General features: G+C 66.7%; 22 protein-coding genes. 7 read left to right on the top strand and 15 right to left on the bottom strand.

What is annotated here, in order from left to right:
* Nucleotide 1 precedes the first annotated feature (1 nt).
* Nucleotides 2-751 (top strand): 3'(2'),5'-bisphosphate nucleotidase CysQ, encoded by a 750-nt coding sequence (locus LDB29_RS21730; RefSeq protein ID WP_061937016.1) that lies wholly within the window; start codon nt 2-4, stop codon nt 749-751.
* A 76-nt stretch (nt 752-827) separates the two neighbouring features.
* Here LDB29_RS21730 and LDB29_RS21725 read toward each other — a convergent pair whose 3' ends face one another.
* On the bottom strand, nt 828-1,460 hold the full coding sequence (locus tag LDB29_RS21725; protein WP_257557784.1) for a class I SAM-dependent methyltransferase: 633 nt from the start codon (nt 1,458-1,460) through the stop codon (nt 828-830).
* 225 nt (nt 1,461-1,685) lie between these two features.
* Here LDB29_RS21725 and LDB29_RS21720 point away from each other — a divergent pair, with 225 nt between their 5' ends.
* Nucleotides 1,686-1,970 (top strand): hypothetical protein, encoded by a 285-nt coding sequence (locus LDB29_RS21720; RefSeq protein ID WP_025548506.1) that lies wholly within the window; start codon nt 1,686-1,688, stop codon nt 1,968-1,970.
* Between the two features lie 51 nt (nt 1,971-2,021).
* Here LDB29_RS21720 and pcaD read toward each other — a convergent pair whose 3' ends face one another.
* The 13 genes from pcaD to LDB29_RS21655 all read right to left on the bottom strand — a co-directional run bounded on the left by pcaD (nt 2,022) and on the right by LDB29_RS21655 (nt 14,141).
* Entirely contained in the window at nt 2,022-2,807 is a 786-nt protein-coding gene (gene pcaD / locus LDB29_RS21715) for a 3-oxoadipate enol-lactonase (RefSeq protein WP_257557782.1), read from the bottom strand.
* Nucleotides 2,807-4,009, bottom strand: a complete 1,203-nt coding sequence (gene pcaF / locus LDB29_RS21710; RefSeq protein ID WP_257557780.1) for a 3-oxoadipyl-CoA thiolase — start codon at nt 4,007-4,009, stop codon at nt 2,807-2,809. Before pcaF ends, pcaD begins: the two co-directional genes overlap by 1 nt.
* Nucleotides 4,006-4,662 carry a 3-oxoacid CoA-transferase subunit B gene (locus LDB29_RS21705; protein ID WP_257557778.1) on the bottom strand — a complete coding sequence of 219 codons (657 nt, stop codon included), beginning with the start codon at nt 4,660-4,662 and terminating at the stop codon, nt 4,006-4,008. The genes pcaF and LDB29_RS21705 overlap by 4 nt, the downstream gene beginning before the upstream one ends.
* Complete coding sequence (locus LDB29_RS21700; RefSeq protein WP_257557776.1) at nt 4,662-5,417, bottom strand: CoA transferase subunit A; 756 nt, start codon at nt 5,415-5,417, stop codon at nt 4,662-4,664. The genes LDB29_RS21705 and LDB29_RS21700 overlap by 1 nt, the downstream gene beginning before the upstream one ends.
* A gap of 14 nt (nt 5,418-5,431) precedes the next feature.
* The gene (locus LDB29_RS21695; protein ID WP_257557775.1) at nt 5,432-6,322 is read right to left on the bottom strand and encodes a dioxygenase; all 891 of its coding nucleotides are present in this window, start codon (nt 6,320-6,322) and stop codon (nt 5,432-5,434) included.
* Nucleotides 6,323-6,347: 25 nt separating this feature from the next.
* Nucleotides 6,348-6,638: a muconolactone Delta-isomerase gene (gene catC, locus LDB29_RS21690; protein ID WP_025548499.1), complete on the bottom strand. Its 291-nt coding sequence runs from the start codon at nt 6,636-6,638 to the stop codon at nt 6,348-6,350.
* Between the two features lie 4 nt (nt 6,639-6,642).
* Nucleotides 6,643-7,812, bottom strand: coding sequence for a muconate/chloromuconate family cycloisomerase (locus tag LDB29_RS21685; RefSeq protein WP_257557773.1), 1,170 nt, complete (start codon nt 7,810-7,812; stop codon nt 6,643-6,645).
* 87 nt (nt 7,813-7,899) lie between these two features.
* On the bottom strand, nt 7,900-8,115 hold the full coding sequence (locus tag LDB29_RS21680) for a hypothetical protein (RefSeq protein WP_025548496.1): 216 nt from the start codon (nt 8,113-8,115) through the stop codon (nt 7,900-7,902).
* Nucleotides 8,116-8,120: 5 nt separating this feature from the next.
* Nucleotides 8,121-9,428, bottom strand: coding sequence for an acetamidase/formamidase family protein (locus LDB29_RS21675; RefSeq protein WP_061937030.1), 1,308 nt, complete (start codon nt 9,426-9,428; stop codon nt 8,121-8,123).
* A gap of 49 nt (nt 9,429-9,477) precedes the next feature.
* Nucleotides 9,478-9,822: a hypothetical protein gene (locus LDB29_RS21670; protein WP_025548494.1), complete on the bottom strand. Its 345-nt coding sequence runs from the start codon at nt 9,820-9,822 to the stop codon at nt 9,478-9,480.
* Nucleotides 9,823-9,832: 10 nt separating this feature from the next.
* The gene (locus LDB29_RS21665; protein ID WP_257557771.1) at nt 9,833-11,068 is read right to left on the bottom strand and encodes an aromatic ring-hydroxylating dioxygenase subunit alpha; all 1,236 of its coding nucleotides are present in this window, start codon (nt 11,066-11,068) and stop codon (nt 9,833-9,835) included.
* A 134-nt stretch (nt 11,069-11,202) separates the two neighbouring features.
* Nucleotides 11,203-11,730 carry a nuclear transport factor 2 family protein gene (locus tag LDB29_RS21660; protein ID WP_226870204.1) on the bottom strand — a complete coding sequence of 176 codons (528 nt, stop codon included), beginning with the start codon at nt 11,728-11,730 and terminating at the stop codon, nt 11,203-11,205.
* Between the two features lie 5 nt (nt 11,731-11,735).
* On the bottom strand, nt 11,736-14,141 hold the full coding sequence (locus LDB29_RS21655) for a TonB-dependent receptor (RefSeq protein WP_257557769.1): 2,406 nt from the start codon (nt 14,139-14,141) through the stop codon (nt 11,736-11,738).
* 295 nt (nt 14,142-14,436) lie between these two features.
* On the opposite strand from LDB29_RS21655, the gene LDB29_RS21650 reads away from it, so the two are divergent.
* From LDB29_RS21650 to LDB29_RS21635, 4 genes are read left to right on the top strand one after another with little or no spacing between them, the layout of a single operon-like run.
* A complete protein-coding gene (locus tag LDB29_RS21650; protein WP_257557768.1) occupies nt 14,437-15,630 on the top strand; it encodes an aromatic ring-hydroxylating dioxygenase subunit alpha in 1,194 nt (397 codons plus the stop codon).
* Nucleotides 15,631-15,643: 13 nt separating this feature from the next.
* Complete coding sequence (locus LDB29_RS21645; RefSeq protein WP_061937042.1) at nt 15,644-16,012, top strand: hypothetical protein; 369 nt, start codon at nt 15,644-15,646, stop codon at nt 16,010-16,012.
* Complete coding sequence (locus LDB29_RS21640; protein ID WP_140043141.1) at nt 15,982-16,500, top strand: nuclear transport factor 2 family protein; 519 nt, start codon at nt 15,982-15,984, stop codon at nt 16,498-16,500. Before LDB29_RS21645 ends, LDB29_RS21640 begins: the two co-directional genes overlap by 31 nt.
* Nucleotides 16,497-16,799 carry a non-heme iron oxygenase ferredoxin subunit gene (locus tag LDB29_RS21635; protein WP_044660979.1) on the top strand — a complete coding sequence of 101 codons (303 nt, stop codon included), beginning with the start codon at nt 16,497-16,499 and terminating at the stop codon, nt 16,797-16,799. The genes LDB29_RS21640 and LDB29_RS21635 overlap by 4 nt, the downstream gene beginning before the upstream one ends.
* Before the next feature lie 169 nt (nt 16,800-16,968).
* On the opposite strand, the gene LDB29_RS21630 is transcribed toward LDB29_RS21635, so the two are convergent.
* On the bottom strand, nt 16,969-17,997 hold the full coding sequence (locus tag LDB29_RS21630; RefSeq protein ID WP_044660980.1) for an AraC family transcriptional regulator: 1,029 nt from the start codon (nt 17,995-17,997) through the stop codon (nt 16,969-16,971).
* A gap of 528 nt (nt 17,998-18,525) precedes the next feature.
* Between LDB29_RS21630 and LDB29_RS21625 the strand changes: the two genes are divergently transcribed.
* Nucleotides 18,526-19,746 (top strand): NAD(P)/FAD-dependent oxidoreductase, encoded by a 1,221-nt coding sequence (locus LDB29_RS21625; RefSeq protein WP_257557766.1) that lies wholly within the window; start codon nt 18,526-18,528, stop codon nt 19,744-19,746.
* The last annotated feature ends 9 nt before the right edge of the window (nt 19,747-19,755 follow it).

The following is a 19,755-nucleotide window of genomic DNA, read 5'->3' as shown; positions in this document are numbered from 1 at the left end:
CATGACCGACGCCGATCTCGCCGCCCATCTGGCCGACATTGCGGGGCGCCTGCTGCTCACGGTGCGCGACAGCGGCCTGTTCAGCGCCGGGGCGCTGGGCAAGGCGGGCGACCAGACCGCCAACCAGTTCCTGGTCCATGCCCTGCGCGAACAGCGCCCGGAGGACGGCCTGCTGTCGGAGGAGATGAAGTGCGACGGCTCCCGCCTTGGCAAGTCGCGCGTCTGGATCGTCGATCCGGTCGACGGCACGCGCGAATATGGGGAGGAACGCGCCGACTGGGCGGTGCATGTCGGCCTGTCGGTGGACGGCGCGGCGACGGTGGGCGCGGTGGCGCTGCCCGGCCTCGACGGCGGCATCGTGCTGCGCACCGACCAGCCCCGCCCCATTCCGCCCGCACCGGAAAAGCTGCGCATGGTGATCAGCCGCACCCGCCCCGCCGCCGAAGCGGTCGCCGTCGCGGAAAGGCTGGACGCCGAACTCGTCCCCATGGGCAGCGCGGGCGCAAAGGCGATGGCGGTGATCCTGGGACAGGCCGACATCTATCTCCATTCGGGCGGCCAATATGAATGGGACAGCTGCGCCCCGGTCGCCGTCGCCCTCGCCCATGGCCTCCATTGCAGCCGCCTCGACGGATCGCCGCTCCTCTACAACCGGGAGGACGTCTATCTGCCGGACCTGCTCATCTGCCGGAAGGACCATGCGCGCCAGGTGCTGGACCTGATCGCCGATCTGGCCCCCACCGGCAACTGAAGTTCCCGCCGCAAAAGGACGAAATGGCGGGAGGGGGCCGGAATTCCCCCTCTCCCGCAGGCGGGTGTCCCGCCCGTTATCCCCGGAACGGACGCGCCGCCCAGTAAAGATGGCATGGCGGCACATTGCGCCATTCGAAACCCGTCTCGACCGTTTCGAACCGCCGCTCCAGCAGGGGCTGCACGGCCTTCCGCATCTGATAGGCGAGGAACCGTCCATCCGGCGCCAGCGCCCGCGCGCTCGCCTCCATCAGCCGCTCCGCCCGGTCCGGCGCCAGAGTGGAGAAGGGCAGGCCCGACAGGATGCAATCGGCCTCGTCCAGCCCATGATCGGCCATGATGGCGCGCACGGCATCGGCGGAACCGGCAACGGCGATCAGCCGCCTGTCGGGCGTCGCCTCGCGCAGATGATCGATGAAGCCCGCACTCGTGTCGATGGCCAGCAACCGCGCATGGCCCGGCAGCCGGTCCAGCAGGGCGCGGGTGAAGATGCCCGTGCCCGGCCCATATTCGACCACGCAATCCATCCGGCCCCAGGCGATGGGGGACAGCATGCGCTCGACCAGATAGCGCGAAGCGGGAAAGGCGGAGCCGACCGCCATCGGATTCCTGAAGAACTCCCGAAAGGCGAGAGCCAGATATTCCGGACCGCGGCCCTCGGCGGCGCCCCATGCGCCCCGCGCCACCCTGTCTTCGAACGATGTCGCCACGATTGCTTCACTCTCCCGTCCTGTGATGCCGCAATGCCCGCGCATCGAAGCTTGCCCAGAAAACCCATGGGATCGGAGGCGGGTTCCTCGAAAACCGCCTTACATGGATCAGGAACCGGCCGCCGCCCGGCGGAAGGAGGGTGACAGCGCGCACCATTGCGCTATCGCGGGGATCGACTTTAAGGACTCGGGCGTCATCGCCGGAAGGCAATGGAGACAATCGACATGCGGCAGGTGGACCCGATGAGCGTGGCACTGGGCTATTGGAGCCTCGGCCTGGAGGCGGCGATGGTGATCGGCCTTCGACTGCCCCGGCTGCTGGCCGGCAATCCGGCGGCGGCGCTGGAGGCGCAGAAGATGGTGGCGGAGAAGATCGAAGCCGCCGCCCTGCTGCAGTGGAAGGCGATGACCGGCGCGCTCGGCACGACGCCGCTTTCCGTCATGCACGCTTCCACCGCCCATTATCGCAAGGCCGTGGGCAAGAACCGCCGCCGCCTGACCCGTCGTTAGGACCGACCCCTCGGTGAAGCAGGGCGCCGTCCACGCAGGACGGACTTCGGCTCAGCCAAGAAACGCCGTCACCGCCTCTGCAAAGGCCTGGGGCTGCTCGACATTGGCGAGATGCGCCGCCTCCAGCATCGTCAGCCGCGCCCCCGCTATCGACCGGCCCAGCGCCTCGCTGTGCGGCGGCGGGGTGGCCGGGTCCTTCGTGCCCCCGATCACGAGCGTCGGCGCCTCGATCAGCGCCACCGTCCGCCGCATGTCCATGTCGCGGATCGCCGCGCAGCAGCCGGCATAGCCCTGCGGATCGGTCGCCTGCAGCATCGCGGCGACGGGCGCGATGGCGTCCCCGCCGCGCGCGGCGAAGGCCGCGGTGAACCAGCGCTCGACCGAAGCCTCCGCCAACGGCGCCATGCCCCGCTCGCGCACCAGCGCGATCCGCGCGTCCCAGGCGGCGGGCGGCCCCATGAAGCTCGACGTGTTGGCCAGCACCAGCCGCCGCAGCCTGCGCGGCTCCCTTATGCCCAGCCATTGCCCGACCATCCCGCCCAGCGACAGCCCGCAAAAATCCACCGCGTCGATCCGCAGCGCATCGAGCAGCTCGATCGCGTCCCGCCCCAGCCGGTCGATGGAATAGCCGCCCGCCGGCGCGTCCGACGCGCCATGGCCGCGCTGGTCGTAGCGCAGCACGCGGAAGGCCCGCGTCCATGCCGCCATCTGCGGCGTCCACATCTCCAGCCCGGTGCCCAGCGAATTGGACAGCAGCAGGACGGGCGCATCCTCCGGACCGTCCATCCGCCATGCGATGCGGCATCCGTCGCCGGTCGTGACGAACCGCTTCTCCATCAGACCCGCTCCACCGCCAGCGCCAGCCCCTGGCCGACGCCGATGCACAGCGTCGCTAGGCCCAGCCTGCCGCCCGTCCGTTCCAGACGATGCACCAGCGTCATTGCGATGCGCGCGCCCGACATGCCCAGCGGATGGCCCAGGGCGATCGCCCCGCCATGGGCGTTGACGCGCGGGTCGTCGTCGGCAAGGCCCAGCCCCCGCAACACCGCCAGGCTCTGGCTGGCGAATGCCTCGTTCAGCTCGACGGCGTCGAACCGGTCGATGGACAGGCCCAGCCGCGCCATCAGCTTCCGCGTGGCCGGCACCGGCCCGATGCCCATGACGCGCGGCGGCACGCCGGCGCTCGCCATGCCCAGGATGCGGGCGCGGGGCGTCAGTCCATGGGTCTTCGCCGCCGCCTCGCTGGCGACGATCATCGCCGCCGCGCCGTCATTGACCCCCGATGCGTTGCCCGCCGTCACCGTGCCGTCCGGCCGCACCACCGGCTTCAGCGCCGCCAGCATCCCCATCGTCGTGTCCGGGCGGGGATGTTCGTCCGCGTCGACCGCGGTTTCGCGACCCTTGCGGTCCGCGACGGCGACCGGCACGATCTCCTCGGCGAAATAGCCCGATGCCTGCGCAGCGGCCGCCGCCTGCTGGCTGCGCAGGGCGAAGGCGTCCTGATCGGCGCGCGATATGCCGAAGTCGGCCGCCACATTCTCGCCCGTCTCAGGCATGGAATCGACGCCGTAGAGCGCCTTCATCCGGGGATTGACGAAGCGCCAGCCGATGGTGGTGTCATGGATCGCATTGCTGCGCGAATAGGCGCTCTCGGGCTTGGGCATGACGAAGGGGGCGCGGCTCATGCTCTCCACCCCGCCCGCGATCATCAGTTCGGCGTCGCCCGCGCGGATGGCTCGCGCGGCGGAGCCCACGGCGTCCAGTCCGGACGCGCAGAGCCGGTTGACGGTCGATCCGCCGACGCTGTCGGGCAACCCCGCGAGCAGCGCGGCCATGCGCGCGACATTGCGGTTGTCCTCCCCCGCCTGGTTGGCGCAGCCCAGGATCACGTCGTCGACGGCGGCGGGATCGACGCCGCTCCGCCCCATCAGCGCGCGCAACGGGATGGCGGCGAGATCGTCGGCGCGGACGCCCGCCAGGCTTCCGCCATAGCGGCCGATGGGGGTGCGCGCCGCATCGCAGAGGAAGGCCTCGCTCATGCGGCGGCGGCCACGCCGGCGACGTCGATCGGCGCGCCGGTGCCCGCCGCGATCTCCTGCACGGTGACGCCCGGCGCCGTTTCGACCAGCCTCAGCCCGCCTGCCCTGCGGTCCACCGCGATCACGCCCAGATCGGTGACGATCAGGTCGACCACGCCCCTGCCGGTCAGCGGCAGGGTGCAGCGCTCCAATATCTTCGGGCTGCCGTCCTTCGACCTGTGGTCCATCACCACGACCACGCGCTTGACGCCCGCGACCAGGTCCATCGCGCCGCCCATGCCCTTCACCATCTTGCCGGGGATGGTCCAGTTGGCGAGGTCGCCGTTCGCCGCCACCTCCATCGCGCCCAGCACGGCCATGTCGATATGCCCGCCCCGGATCATCGCGAAACTGTCCGCGGAGGAGAAGAAGCTGCTGGTCGGCAGCGCGGTGATCGTCTGCTTGCCGGCGTTGATCAGGTCCGGGTCCGCCTCACCCTCATGGGGAAAGGGGCCGATGCCCAGCATGCCGTTCTCGCTCTGCAGCGTGACGTTCACCCCCCGGGGCACATGGTTCGCCACCAGCGTCGGAATGCCGATGCCCAGGTTCACATAATAACCGTCGCGCAGTTCCTTCGCGGCGCGGGCCGCCATCTCGTCGCGGGTCCAGGGCATCAGGCCGCCCCTCCCACGGTCTCGCGCGCCTCCCCGGTCTCACGCGCCCCCCCGGTCTCACGCGGACGCGTCGTCAGCTTCTCGATCCGCTTCTCGTTGATGGTGCTCAGCACGATGCGGTCGACATAGATGCCGGGCGTATGGATGCAGTCGGGGTCGAAACCGCCCTCGGGCACGATCTCCTCCACCTCCGCCACCGTGACCCTGCCGGCCGTCGCCATGTTCGGGTTGAAGTTGCGCGCCGTCTTGCGGAACATCAGGTTGCCCGCGGGGTCCGCGCGCCACGCCTTGATGATGGAAAGGTCGGCGCGCAGCCAGCTCTCCCGCACATATTCCTCCCCCTCGAAGGTCTCGACCGGCTTGCCCTCCGCCACCACCGTGCCCACGCCCGTCTTGGTGTAGAAGGCCGGGATGCCCGCGCCGCCCGCCCGGATGCGCTCGGCCAGCGTGCCCTGGGGGTTCAGCTCCAGCTCCAGTTCTCCCGAAAGATACTGGCTCTCGAACAGCTTGTTCTCCCCCACATAGGAGGAGATCATCTTGCGCACCTGGCGGCTCTCCAGCAGCATCCACAGCCCGAACCCGTCGGCCCCCGCATTGTTGGAGATGATGGTGAGGTCCTTCACGCCCGATGCCCGGATCTCGGGGATCAGGCTTTCGGGATTGCCCGAAAGCCCGAATCCGCCCGACATGATCGTCATGCCGTCGAACAACAGGCCTTCCAGCGCGCGCCTCGGACTATCGACAATCTTCTGCATGGAAAAGCCTCTTCTCAAACCGCTGCGCGGGCCCGTAACGAAAAACCCTCCTCGGTGGAAGCGCCGGCCTTCTGCAGCTCGAAATCGAAGACGATGGTGGCGGCATCGCCCTGCCGGTTCGGCACGGGCAGCAGGCCTTCCCGCGTGGCGAAGGCGAAATCGTCCGCCGCGAACGGATCGTCCCCGAAGTTGATCTGCGTCGTCAGCGTGCGATAGCCGGGCGCCTCGACGAAGAAATGCACATGGGCCGGGCGGTTGCCATGGCGGCCCAGCGCCCGCATCAGCCGGTCGGTCGCCCCGCCGGGCGGCACGCTATAGCCGTTGGGCATCTTCGAATGGAAGCTGTAGCGCCCGTCGCCGCCGATCCGGATGCGGCGGCGGTTGTTGAAGGGCGTCTGCTCGCCGGTCGGGTCGAAATGCGAATACCAGCCCTGCGAATTGGCGTGCCAGACGTGCAGGATCGCACCCTCGACAGGCTCCCCCCCCGGCCCCCTGATCACGCCGCTCATGTACAGCGTGCCGGTATCGTCGGGATCGTCGCTCAGGTTGACGTCCCCCTCCACCAGCGGCGCGCCCGCGACATAGAGCGGCCCTTCGATGGTGCGCGGCGTCCCCCCGGTCCTGCCCGCCTCGGCATCCCGGGCGTCCATCAGCAGGTCCATGAAATGCTCCAGCCCCACGCCCGGCACGATCAGGCCGAATTCAGCGGCGCCTTCCTGGAAATACTGGATCGCGGCCCAGAATTCGCTTTCGCTCACATCATGGCGGACGATGGTCCTCATCACCGCTTCGGCCAGCTCGCGGACGATGGCCTTCAGCCGCCCGTCGCCGCCTTCGGCATCGAGGCCGCTGGCCCGGTCGAGCAGGGCCTGGACCGCTGCGCCGTTCACGAAATCTTCGGTCATGTTCACCTCTCCGGAAGTTTGAATATCAGCGATCATCGTCGTGGAGCGAGGAAGGATGGCGGCACAGCGCCGTCACCTTCACCTCCATGAAGGGATAGAGCGGCAGGCTGGTCAGCAGGTCGTGGAGCTGCGCATTGTCCTCCACATCGAAGATGCTGACATTGCTGTACCGGCCCACCACCCGCCAGATGTGCCGCCATGTCCCGTCCCGCTGCAACTGCTGGAAACGCGCCTTTTCCGCCGCCTTCAACTGCTCGAAGCGCGCCGGGTCGCAACCGTGCGGAACATGGACATCCATGGTGACGTGAAACAGCATCGGCCTATCCCTTCGCCTGTCCGGAAAGAAGGACGGTGGTGCGCGCGGGCGCGTCGCGGCGGAAGGCGGCGACCGCATCGGGGTTCAGCGCGATGCCAAGGCCCGGCCCGTCCGGCACGGCAAGGCTGTAGTCCGAATAGTCCAGCGGCTGCGCCAGCACCTCCTCGGTCAGCAGCAGCGGCCCGAACAGCTCCGTCCCGAAGGCGAGATCGGCGAAGGTCGCGAACAACTGCGCCGACGCGACCGTCCCCACGCCCCCCTCCAGCATGGTGCCGCCATAGAGCGCCACGCCCGCCGCTTCGGCAATGGCCGCCAGCCCCCTGGCGGCCGTCAGCCCCCCGGCCTGGGCGATCTTGATCGCGAACACGTCGGCGGCCCCGGCGGCGGCATAGGCAAAGCCCGTCTCCGGCCCGTACAGCGCCTCGTCCGCCATCACTGCCAGGCGGCCCATCGCGGTCAGCCGCGCCATGCCCGAAAGGCTGCTCGCCCTGATCGGCTGCTCCACCAGGTCGACGCCCGCATCGGCCAGCATCGCCAACCCGCGCTTGGCCGTCACCTCGCTCCACGCCTGGTTCACGTCGACCCGCACGCTGGCCCGGTCGCCCAGCGCCTTCTTGATCGCCGCCGCATGCGCGACATCGGCCTCCAGCGGGCGCTTCCCGATCTTGAGCTTGAAGGCGTCGTGGCGGCGCGACGCCAGCATCGCCTCCGCCTCCTCTATGTCGCGCGCCGTATCGCCGCTGGCCAGCGTCCAGAGCACCGGCAACCGGTCGCGCACCCGCCCGCCCAGCAATTCGCTGACCGGCACGCCCAGCCGCTTGCCCTGCGCGTCGAGCAGCGCCGTCTCCACCGCGTTCCTGGCGAAATGATTGGCGGCGATCTCCCTGCGCAGCCGGGCCATGATCGCGGCCGGGCGCGTGGCGTCCGCCCCGGTCAGGACCGGCGCGAAATAGGTGTCGACGGCCAGCTTGATGCCCTCCGGACTTTCCGCGCCATAGCTGAGGCCGCCGATGGTCGTTCCCTCGCCTATCCCTTCCACCCCGTCGGAACAGACCAGCCGGACGATGACCATCGCCTGCGACTGCATCGTCGCGACCGACAGCACATGCGGCCGGATGGTCGGCACGTCGAGTATGAAGGCCTCGACGCTATCGATGGTGATGGAGGACGCCATGAATTCTCCGTTGCAGTCCGGAACAGATAGAAAGGCCGATCGGCAAGGGAAAATGCCGTTTCGGTTCGATTTCATACCGGCAAGGTATCAGACACCCGGCTCGATGCTCTCGACGCGCCGCACCAGCCGGGCGGCCATGGACGACCGGACCGGCCGCCCCGCAATGATCTTGCGCCAGCTATTATAGCTGATGCCGAACCGCGCGTTCAGCGCCTCGTCGGTCCGGCCGGTCTCCAGATGCAGCATGCGGTCCACGACATCGCGGCCGATGACGACCGATCCCGGCATTTTCGCCCCGCTCATGGCGATCACGCCTGCGTGCCATATTGCCGCCGCACCAGCTCCGCCACGCCCATCCGCTCCAGGATCGGCGTCGGACAGAGGAAGGTGACGCGCACCACGCCGGGCAACCGGCTGATCTCGATCGACCCGGCGATGGTCGCGCGATTGAGGATCTCGTCATAGGGCAGTCCCGTCACCTCGGCGGCGCGGGTCAGCCCGTTCCTGGTCGCGTCGTTCAGCGTCGGCCCCGAACCGATGAAGGTGATCGGCGCATTGTCCTCTATCACCTTCTGCCCATGGCGCTCGGCCAGCCGCCCGACCGCCGCGCGCTCCTCCCGGCTCATCGGCTGCGCCAGGAAGGGCAGGTCGTCGCGATGCTGCAACAGGATTGGGCCGTCCAGCTTCAGCCCCTTGATCACCTTCACTTCCAGCTCGACCACGCCCGACACGTCGGTGGCATGGCCGGCAATCTCGCCATTGCCCTGCTGCGCATGCATGTCGCCCATATAGACGCCGCCGCCGGGCACCTTGACCGGGCAGATGAGGATCGCGCCCTCCCGCACCGAATTGGTGTCCATATGCCCATCGGTCTTGTGCCGGTCCAACTCCTCCTGCGTGAAGCTGTAGCCATGCGGCGCATCGATCAGGAACGACCCGAAATCCCCCGCATTATGCGAATCCGGCAGGTCGCGGGACGGCGCCGTGCCGATATTGCCCAGAAAAGGCCGCATGCGGCTCGCCAGGCCCGCAATATCCGCCCGCGCCAGCGCCAGGATCGAATGCTGGTCCGCCCCGTCCGGAATGGCCGCAATATTCCGCGCATCCCCGGCGATCCGTTCCGCGACATCCTTGCTCACGGTCAGCGACACATTGTTTTCCCGGTCCAGCACGATGACATAGCCGTTGGAAAAGCGGAACGCATTCACCTCCGCCCCGCAATTGTCGCAGCGCACCGCCTCGTCCCCAATGCCTTCGATATGGCTGGACGGCGCGGTCGTGCCGCAGCTCGGGCACAGCTTCGCGACGAAGGGATCGCCCACATAGCGCCCCTCGACAAATTCCATCACGCCCGAAGAGGTGGCGAGCGACGTCACCCGCACGGTCTTCAGCGTGATGGCGATGGCGTCCCCGACCTCCGCCCCTTCAACCAGCACGGGACGGGTGACTTCATGCCCGCCCTGGAATTTCGGCGTGATCATCGGCCCCCAGCAGCCCGGCGGCGTGCCGGTGCGGATGGTGCCGCCGTCGCGAACCGTCCCGGCCGGCGCGATGCCCGGCCCGACGATCCCGCCGCTATAGTCATGAACCTCGATATGCGAACGCGCGTCAGACATTGGAACTACCCTTTGTTGCTATGGGACCGCTCAGTTTCCGTGGGAACGCTCAGAGCGCGGCATCGCCATCCATGCGCACGAAGCGCCGCGCATCGAAGCTGAAGGGAACGGCGCTGCTGCCCCCGTAAAGCTCATGATGCGGCGACGCCTCGGCAAAGGCGCAGGCCAGCAGGAAGAGATTATGGACATCCTCCGGCATGCCGCTGGCCGGATGCTCCGACAACAGCCGCAATATTGCGTCCAGACGCGGCATCATCGCCTCATACAGCGCCCTGAAATCGGCGGCGCTGGCGCTCCAGCGTATCTCGCTGCGCTCATTCTCGCTGGGCCGCGCCCAATGGGCGGCCAGCGGCGCCAGATCGGCAAAGGGCGCGGGGAGTATCGGGTCGGTCATGCTAAAATCCTCAAGCCGCGAGATAGGTGTCGAGCGTGCGCGCCGCGTGGCGGATCAGGAATTCCTGATCCATCAACTGCATCGCGTCGATCGATCCGGACATGATGCCGGCGAAAGTGTCCTCCATGGTGGCGGTATCCTCCAGCCAGGCGTTCCGGTGCAGCGCGTTCACATGCTGCTGCGCCACCTGTTCCGCCGCATTCTGGGCGGGCCGGAAATAGTTGATCCCCTCCCACAGCGTCCGCCCATGGTCGAGCGGCCAGAACTGGTGCGTGAAGAAGGACATGCCCGGATAGCCGCAGCCCGACGCCAGATGGATGATGAAATTGGGGAAGAGATTGGGCAGTTCGAACTGGAAATCCGCCCGCCGCTCCGGGTTGATCGCGGGCGGCAACTGGTCGGGCCGCGGGCGATGGCGCTCGGTCGTGCTCAGCATCGACGCGAAGGCCAGCGTCGACGGCGCCGTGTCCATCCCCGCCCCATAGATGGTGGAGGAGGCATGCGGCCCCATCAGCTTGAAATCGCCATGCTCCACCCCCTTGAAGCCCGGCAGCGACCCGGCATGGATGGTCGGCACATGATAGCCTTCGCTGAAGGCATAATGGGCGACCTTCCAGTTGCAGTTCAGCACCGTCGAATAGCGGAAGGCGGTGGTCGATTCCGCATAGGGATAGCCGCCGAACAACCGGCCGAAATCGCCCAGATAGTCGGTCAGCGTCTGCGCCGGTTCGGCATCGAAATGGATGAAGACGAAACCTTCCCAGCTATCGCAATGGATTTCGCGCAGGCCAAGACAGGCGGTATCCAGCTTGCCGAACTTCTCCTTCATCGGCACGGAACGCAATGGCCCGTCGGTCGAAAACACCCAGCCATGGAAGCGGCAGGCGACGACATTGGCGCGCGACCGCCCGAAAGTCTCGAAACCGCTGCTCGGAACGACCTTGTTCCCGCGATGGGTGCAGACATTGTGGAAGGCCCTGATCCGCCCGTCCTTGCCCCGCACGATCAGCACGGATGCATCCGCCACCGGCAGTTCCTTGACCTTATAGTCGCCGACATGAGGCAGCTCCCAACTTGTCGCGACCTTCAGCCAGGTCTTGCGGAAGATTTTCTCGCGCTCCAGTTCGTAAATGGCCGGATCGCTGATCGCCCGCACCGATACCGGATCGACGCCCAGTTCTTCGCGAATATCATCGACGCTGCGGTTGATATGGCGCAAGTCTTCCGCCGTGCATGTCGTGGTCATCCTACTCTCCGATATTTCCCGTAAACTCTATCGCTTCTTCGCCACAGGACCCAGGGCAACAGCGTGCCGACCCGCCCCCGTTCGGGCTGAGCCTGTCGAAGCCCTCCTCTTTCCTAACAGGACATGCTCCAACATCACGCATCTCCCAAAGCCTCTGGCTTGTCCCGCCACCCATCGGGATAGTGGGAGATCAGATCGGCCCGCAGTTCCAGCGCACCGAACCGCCAGCCGCCCGCCATCTTCCGCACGTCCGCGACATAGCGCCCGCCGATCCAATAGGCCCGCCCGCTGGCTGAGGTCGCAACCTCCCACAGCATGAATTCCACGTCCGCCCGCTCATAAGCGGGATCGAGCGTCACCTTGGGCGAAACCAGATAATGCAGGGTCCATCTGAACCCCTGCTCCGCATTGCCCGCCACACCCTCAGCGATGGCGTCCCCACCCGACAACAGCCCGTATCGGTCGACCCGGAAGACCGCATCCTCGGTGAAAAGCGGCCGCAGCATCTCCGCCGAAGGCCCCGCATCGAAGGCCCGCGAAAGGTCGACGATCAGCGCATCGATGTCGCGCAACGCCTCCAGCCGCTCGACCCTGCGTTCCCATATTTCCGCCATGCCGTCCTCGCCCGCCAGGGCGGACGCCGGGAAGACCGGCGCCCGCATGATTGTCAGAAGGTCCGCCGCGCGCTCAGGAACCATTCGCGGGGCCGCCCGAACGCCCCCTCCGTGATCCCGCCGAAGGAATCCACGAAGCCCGATCCCAGATAGACTTGCTTGGTCAGGTTCTTGACGCCCAGCGTGATCAGCCAGCTTTCCGGCTCGTCGCTATAGCCGATGGAGGCGTTCACCAGATGATAGCCCTTCTGGATCAGCAGCGGGCTGTTCACCGCGTCATTATAGACCTTCGACCGGTAGGACCAGTCGACCCGCGGCGTGAACCGGCCCACCCCGTCGACCCGAATGTCGTAGGAAGCCCCCGCGCTCAGCGTCCATTTGGGCGCATTCTGCAAATGGGAATCCCTGGTCACGCCGCTGTTGAGCGCCCGGATGTCCACCTGCCGATATTTCGCGTCCAGATAGCCGAGCCCCGCCTCCAGCTTCAGCGCCTCGGTCGGCCGGGCCTGCACTTCCAGCTCCAGCCCCTTGATGCGCGCCTTCGCCGCATTCTGGATGATCGGCGCGAAGCCCAGACGCGGGTCGTTCACCGTGATCTGCAGATCGTCATAATCGTTGACGAAGGCCGCGCCGTTCACCCGCAGCCGCCGGTCGAACAGGTCGGACTTGAAGCCGACTTCATAGGTGGTGCTGGTCTCCGGCCGGAAGGACGGAATATTGGCGAAGGGCGGGAAGACGCGCTGGGTGAAGCCGCCGCCCTTGAACCCCTGCGAATAGGATGCGTAGGTCAGGAATTCGGGCGACCAGCGATAGGAAAGGCTGGCCATCGGCGTCCAGGCGCGGTCCTTGATCGTCGTCCGTCCCGGCGGGCCCATCAGCGGATCGCCGTCCTGCAACCCCGACCCGTCGGGATTGAAGGGCTGCCCCGTCAGGAAGCCCGCCGCCACGACATATTGATTGCCATTGTCGAATGTCTTCTTGTCCTCGGTCCAGCGTATGCCGCCGGTCAGGCTGAGATTATGGACGATCTCAAACGTCGCCTGACCGAAGGCGGCAAGGCTCCGCCCATCGAGGATCGCACCGCTCATGAAGACGGCGTCGACAATATTGACCAGATCCTGGTGATTGCCGCTTTCCTTCGAATAATAGCCGCCGACGACCCAGTTCAAACGACTGTCGAGCGCATCGCCGATCAGTTGCAGTTCTTCCGAAAACTGATCCTGCTTCCAGTCGCTCTTGGTCTGGACGATGCTGGCCGGGCTATGATCGGAATCGCGGGTCCAGAAGCCCGTCACCTTGCGATAGGCGGTGATGGACTTGGCCGACACATTCTCGCCCAACCGCCATTCCACCGTGCCGGAAACGCCCCAGATATTGAGGTCCGACGCCGACTGGTAACGCCGCTTCCCGAAATTGTCGAAGACGCTCGACACCGCCCGGAACGTCCCGCCATGGCGATAGGGCGCCTGCGCCCACTGGCTGTTGTAACAGCGCGTGTCGGACAGCCGGGCCGGGTTGGACAGGTCGGTGCAGATGCCCGCCGCGCCCGAATAAAGGCCGTTCCACACCTGTGCCGCCGGCGCGTTCTCATCGACCGCCAGCATGACGTTGGGCGCGGTTTCCTCCCGCGACCGCGTGCCGTCGACGGCGATGTTGATGGAAAGCTTGCTCGTCGGCTCCAGCCGCAGCGCGAAACGCCCCGCCATCGTATTGGTGTCGCCCAGGTCCGGCGCCAGCGGCACCGTGCCTTTCACATAGCCGTCGCGCATATGATAGAAGCCCGAAAGGCTGGTATAGACCCCCTCGGCCAGCGGCACGTCGATCGAGCCCTTGATCTGCACCCGGTCGTAGCTGCCGGTCGTCAGCTCCAGGCTGGCCCCCAGATCGTCGGCGGGCTTCTTCGTGACGACGCTCACCGCGCCGCCAATGGTGTTGCGGCCGAACAAAGTCCCCTGCGGCCCGCGCAGCACTTCGATCCGCTCGACATTGAGGACGTCGAGCACATTGCCGACCCCCCGCGAAATATAGACGCCATCCAGATACAGTCCCACGCCCGGATCGGCGGAAAGCTGATAGTCATTCTGCCCGATGCCGCGAATGAAGATCGCCGCCGTGGCGTTGCTGGCCGATACCGGCACCGAACTGTTGAACTTCACGTTCGGGGTGAAGTCTCCGATCTGCGTGACATTATCGATCCCCCGCTGCGCCAGACCTTCCGAAGTCACCGCCGATATGGAGATCGGCGTGTCCTGAAGCGACTCCGCGCGGCGGCGGGCGGTGACGGTGATTTCCGCGATACCGCTATTCTGGCTCGCAGCCGGGTCTTCCGGCGCCTGCTGCGCCAGAACGGGCGCTCCGGACGCCAGCGCCAGCCCGGCGACCAGCGCGCGCACCGAACCCGATTGCAGACGCCGGGCCGCGCGGCCGGACGATATGGGTTTGCAGCTTTCATCTTCCATTTTCGACTCCCCGTCTCGATTGGCATTTTGTTTTTCTGGTACCGCCATAATCGAACCCAGATCGGCCAGCCGCGCTAGCCTGATCCCGCGAAGTTCATCATCTGAGCGCGACGGAGTGAGGAACCGCGAAAAAGCCCTTCCGCACCGCTTCCGTCCCCCCGCGCCTTTGATGCGCCCCCAGGCTAAGGCGCACCGGATCGGGCTAGCGGGGCATGGCGCGCGCCGACATCATCCATGCCGATTTCACGCATTCGGAAGCCGCAACGACAACCGATGCAACGGCAAGGACAGGATGATGAACGACGCGCATCGCTGGTTACACGAACATCCCGAACTGGGATCGGGGCCCATCTCCATCGAACCCTATATCGACCCGGACTGGTATGAACGGGAACGGGAGAAGATATTCAGGAAGGTCTGGCTCTGCGTCGGCCGCGTCGACGAAATCCCCGACAGGGGCGATTACAAGGTCAAGCGCCTCGCCGCCGCCGACACCTCGGTCATCCTGATGCGCGGCAAGGACGATATCGTGCGCGCCCATCACAATGTCTGCGCCCATCGCGGCAACACCGTCGTCACCGAAACCGGCCCGGAAACCTTCGGCCGCAGCAAGGCGGCCATCGTCACCTGCCGCTTCCACGGCTGGGTCTATGGCGCGGACGGCGCGCTGAAGCATGTGCCGAGCGAGGAACGCTTCTACCCATGTTTCGACAAGCAGCGGAACGGCCTGACCCCTATCCACACCGATGTCTGGGAAGGCTTCATCTTTGTCAACCTGGCCGAAAATCCGGACAACAGCCTGGCCGACTTTCTGGGCGACTATGCCGCGCATTTCGCGGGCTTCCCCTTTGCCGAACTCAACTACCAGTTCACCTACCACACCGAACTGGAATGCAATTGGAAGGTCGCGCACGACGCCTTTGCGGAGGCCTATCATGTCGACACCATCCATGCCGGCTCCTTCCCCAACACCTTCTCCACCGGGCTGCAAAATGTGAAGCTGATGGGCCCGCACCGCAGCTGCGCCGTCTGCCTGACGCTGGGCGCGAAACTCACCCCGGTCGCGGGCATCGCCAATGGCATCGCCGGCGCCTCGCTCGTCACCCAGCGCGCCGAAACCATGCTGCCCCCCGCGATCAACCCGGACAAGCGCGACGATTTCGCCTTCGAACTCAGCGTCCTCTTCCCCAACACGCTGATCCATGTGTCGGAAGGCATCTGGTTCACCCACCAATTCTGGCCCATCGCCCATAACCGCACGCTCTGGGAGGGCCGCTATTATGTCCGCCCGCCGAAGACCAACGCCGAACGCTGGGCCATCGAACATGCGATGACGCTTCAGCGCAACGCCTGGCTGGAGGACACCGCCACCATGGAGGACACGCAAAGGGCGATGCAGTCCCGCGCCAAGCTCGTCCAGAATCTCCAGGACGACGAAATCCTCATCCGCCACAGCGCCGCCGTGGTCGACCGATATGTCAATGCGTGAGGGGGAAAAGACCATGACGCAACCCACTTTGCCCACCGGCTTCGAAGACCTCTCCCCCCTTCTCGACTGGAACCTGCCCACCGCCGACCAGCGCCAGCGCAAGCGGCAGGCATCGAGCGCGGCGGAACTGCGCGCTTTCTACGACCGCATGCTGCCCCGCCTGCCGGACGCGCTGGCGGAGGTCGACCGCTTCCCGCTGGGCGCGCTGCCGGAAAGCCACCACGCCCTCTACAATCTCGCCCTCTCGCTGGCCGAGGTCGCCCCGCATATCGAACTATATTCCGGCTCCCCCGGCGTCCCCTATGCGTTCGAGGAGGCGCGCTTCCTCGCCGTCCATGGCGGGCAGGAGACATGGCGCGGGCTGCGCCCGATGGCCGCCTGAATATGGCTCCCCTGCCCATGGAGGAACGGCTGTTCCGCATCGAAGCGCGCCAGGAGATGGAAGGTCTCGTGGCGCGCTACGCCCACGGCGCGGACCGAAGGAACGACCCGGCGATCATGCGACCGCTGTTCCACGCGGACGCCACCTGGTCGGCGGAGGGCTTCGCCACCTTCCACGGCGCCGCCGCCATTGCCCGGGGCCTCGCCCGCATCGCCGCCGAACAGGTGCTGTGGTCGATCCACTATATGGTCGCCCCCCATGTCGAATTTATGGAAGACGCCCGCTCGGCGCGCTGCCGCTGGTATCTTTGGGAACTGTCCACCATGGCCGGGGACTCCGGTCCGGAAGATCGCTGGCTGGGCGGCTGGTACGACAGCCTGACAATATATGAGGAAGAAGAATGGAAATTCACGTCCGTGAAGCTGGACCTGCGCGTGCAGGGCGTGGCGACGCCCCCCTGGGCGATCAAGAAGGCGTTCGCCCCATGATCCGCCTCTGCGCAATCGACGATCTCAGCGAAGACGAAGTGCACCGCGTCGAACTGGACGGCGGCCACGGCATCGCCGTCTATCTGCTGGACGGGGAGGTGTTCGCCACCGACGACCTCTGCACCCATGGCGAAGCCTCGCTGGCGGAGGGCGAGATAGAGGATGGCAGGATCGTCTGCCCCTTCCACCTCGGCAGCTTCGACATCAGGACCGGCGCGGCCTGCGCGGCCCCCTGCTCCATCGCGCTCAAGACCTATGCGGTGGAGATCATCGACGGCGCGGTGCATATCGCGCCCTGATGGCCGGTGCAGCGCTTAAGTCAAACCTCCACCCTGTTCCTGCGAAGGCAGGAACCCAGTCCCGCCGCTGGAACTGGACTCTCACGAGCCACTCGTCTCGTTCGAGTGCCTTCGCAGGAGCAGGCCGTACCTCAATCCCACCGGAACAGAACTGACACGCGCCCGCCCCTCACCCCTTCAACTGCCGCAACGTGGCCGAAGGCCGCTCCCCGAACCGCTCCGCATAATCGCGGGCGAATTTGCTCAAATGGCTGAACCCGCAGGCCAGCGCGACATCGGTCACGCTATGCCCCTCCTCCACGCCGCCCAGCAGCATCTTGCGCGCCAGGTCCAGCCGCACATTTTTGAGGTAGACCATCGGCGTCACCCCGCGAAACCGCCGGAACCCCGCATGCAGCGACCGCGCGCTGACCCCGGAAATCTCGATCATGTCGATCAGGGAGATCGCCTCGCACGCATGGCCCCGCACGAAATCCTCGACGCGCCGCACATAATAGGGCGCGGGCCCGGATGGCGCGCTGTCGAACAGTTCGGAATGATTGTGCGGCACCGCCGCCAGCAGCAGGCGCTTCAGCGTATCCTCCACCGCGCCGCTGGCGCGGGGATGGGTATAGCCCGTCAGCCCGTAATCGATGTCGTCGCAGATCGTCCGGACCAGATGGGCAAAGGCCTGCGCCGCCCCCACCAGCGGCACCGGCCGGGTCGAAAAGACCAGATCGTCGGGCCGGAACCCCAGTTCGCTCGCCAGCACCTGCTCCAGATCGGCCTTGGGTATCTTGATGGTGAAATGCTTGTAGCCCGCCTCGAACGTCTGGCGGAAATGCGAATCCGGGGCCAGCACGCACATCTCGCCGGGCGCCAGGCTGAAACTGTCCCTGTCATGGGTGATGAAGGACGTGCCCGTCAGCGAGAATTGCACCAGATAGATCTGCCCCATCTGCGGCACGTCGATGGAAATCCGCCCGAAGGGATTGCCATAATCCTGCGCGTTGAAGGTCAGCGCCTTGAGCTGCGCCTGATTGTGGCGGAAATCGATCGGCGGCCGCCCGCCCTGCACGTCCAGCCTGTGGGGGCAGAACATCCGGCTCATATGCGCCTCGACATCGCCCGCGTCGGTGCTGCTGAACCTGTTCCACTGAACCAGCGGAAGCGCCTCGCCATTCCAGAACCGGCTCGGCGCAGCCATTTGCGTCAACATGCTCGTCCTCCCTGGCCCGGTCCCCGACCCGGCTTGAAACGCCTGCCTCGCTCCGGTGGACGCTGCCCACCCCGGCGACGGATCATCGACACGGCCCTCCCTCGGCTGCATCGACATCCGGAAAATGACGCGCCGGACATGGCGGTCCCGCGATCCGGAACGCAGCGTGCCGGAAGCGCGGACGACCGCCCTTTGCAGGCCGTCATGGCTGGATGTCGTTACAGCCTCGTCCCTTGCGCGATGACACTCTTATTACAGGGCCGGGTCAAGCCTGCCGCCCGAAAAGACCGCGCGATCAGGGCAAGGCCTGCGCTCAGGGGATAGTTGCCGCGGCGATTTTGGCCCAGCTTCGAAGCATCGGCATGGGCTGTCGCCGGCCCGAACGATCCGCAATGTCGATGGGAAACAGGCCGTTGCCCCTCGCCGCCCGGCAATCCGTTCGCGCGGCGCGGCGGCGGCGCGCCCGCGACGGGGCCGACAGCGCGCCGGATCGTCGCCGGCGACCGCGCACAGGGGAGGAGAATCGCATTGAACGAGCAAACGGACGTCCTCATCGTCGGCGGCGGCCATGCGGGCGCGCATCTGGCCATTGCGCTGCGGCAGAAGGGCTTTGCCGGCAGCATCGCCGTGGCGGGCGAAGAGGACTGCCTGCCCTATGACCGCCCTCCCCTCTCCAAGGCCTATCTGGTCGGCGCCATGCAGATCGACCGGCTGCTGCTGCGGGACAGCGGCTATTGGGACGAACAGCGGGTCCGGTTCGAACTGGGATGCAGGGTCCGTTCGCTCGATCCCGCCGGGCGGCGCGCCGAACTGGACGATGGCCGGACGATCCGCTTCGGATGGTGCGTGCTGGCGACCGGCGGCAGGGCGCGCACCCTGCGCTGCCCCGGTTCCGGCCTGCCGGGCATCCATCATCTGCGCACCGTCGCGGATGTGGACGCCATTCGGGCGGGGCTTCGCGGCGGCGGCCGGGTCGGCCTCGTCGGCGCGGGCTATGTCGGGCTGGAGGTCGCGGCGGCGGCGCGCGAAATGGGGCATGAAGTCGTCGTCGTGGAGGCGCAGCCCCGCGTCCTCCAGCGCGTCACCTCCCCCCTGCTCTCCGATTTCTTCGAACGGCAGCATCGCCGCCGGGGCGTCGACCTGCGCCTGGACGAACGGATTGCGGGCTTTTCCGGCGCGGATCGCGTCTCTGCCATCCGCCTGGCCTCGGGCGGGGAAATCCCCGTCGACATCGCCATCGTCGGCATCGGCATCGATGCGGAAACGGCGCTCGCGGAACAGGCGGGCATCGCCTGCGACGGCGGCGTGCTGGTCGACGGATATTGCCGGACCTCGGCGGAAGGCATATTGGCGATAGGCGACTGCGCGCGGCACCCCAATCCCCATGCGGGCGGGCTCTGGCGGCTCGAATCCGTGCAGCATGCGATGGATTCCGCCGCCACCGCCGCCGACACCATATTGGGGGCGCCGGCCGAATATCGCGCGCTGCCGACCTTCTGGTCCGACCAGTATGACATCAGGCTGCAATCCGCCGGCCTCAACCGGGATGCCGACGACATGGTCGTGCGCGGCGATCCGGAAAACGGTCCGTTCACCGCCCTCTATCTGCGCGGGGACCGGGTGATCGCGGTCGACGCCATCAACAGCCCCAGGGATTTCATGGGCGCCCGCACCCTGATCCTGAAGGGCGTCGCGGTCGACCGGACAAAGCTGGCCGATCCCGCCATCCCCGTGAAGATGGCGGCCTGAACGCCCGAT

The sequence above is a fragment of the Sphingobium sp. CFD-2 genome (assembly GCF_024611135.1).
Lineage (GTDB): Bacteria > Pseudomonadota > Alphaproteobacteria > Sphingomonadales > Sphingomonadaceae > Sphingobium > Sphingobium fuliginis.
Note: the sequence above shows the minus strand (reverse complement) of the source record. Positions and strands in the feature narration are given on the sequence as shown.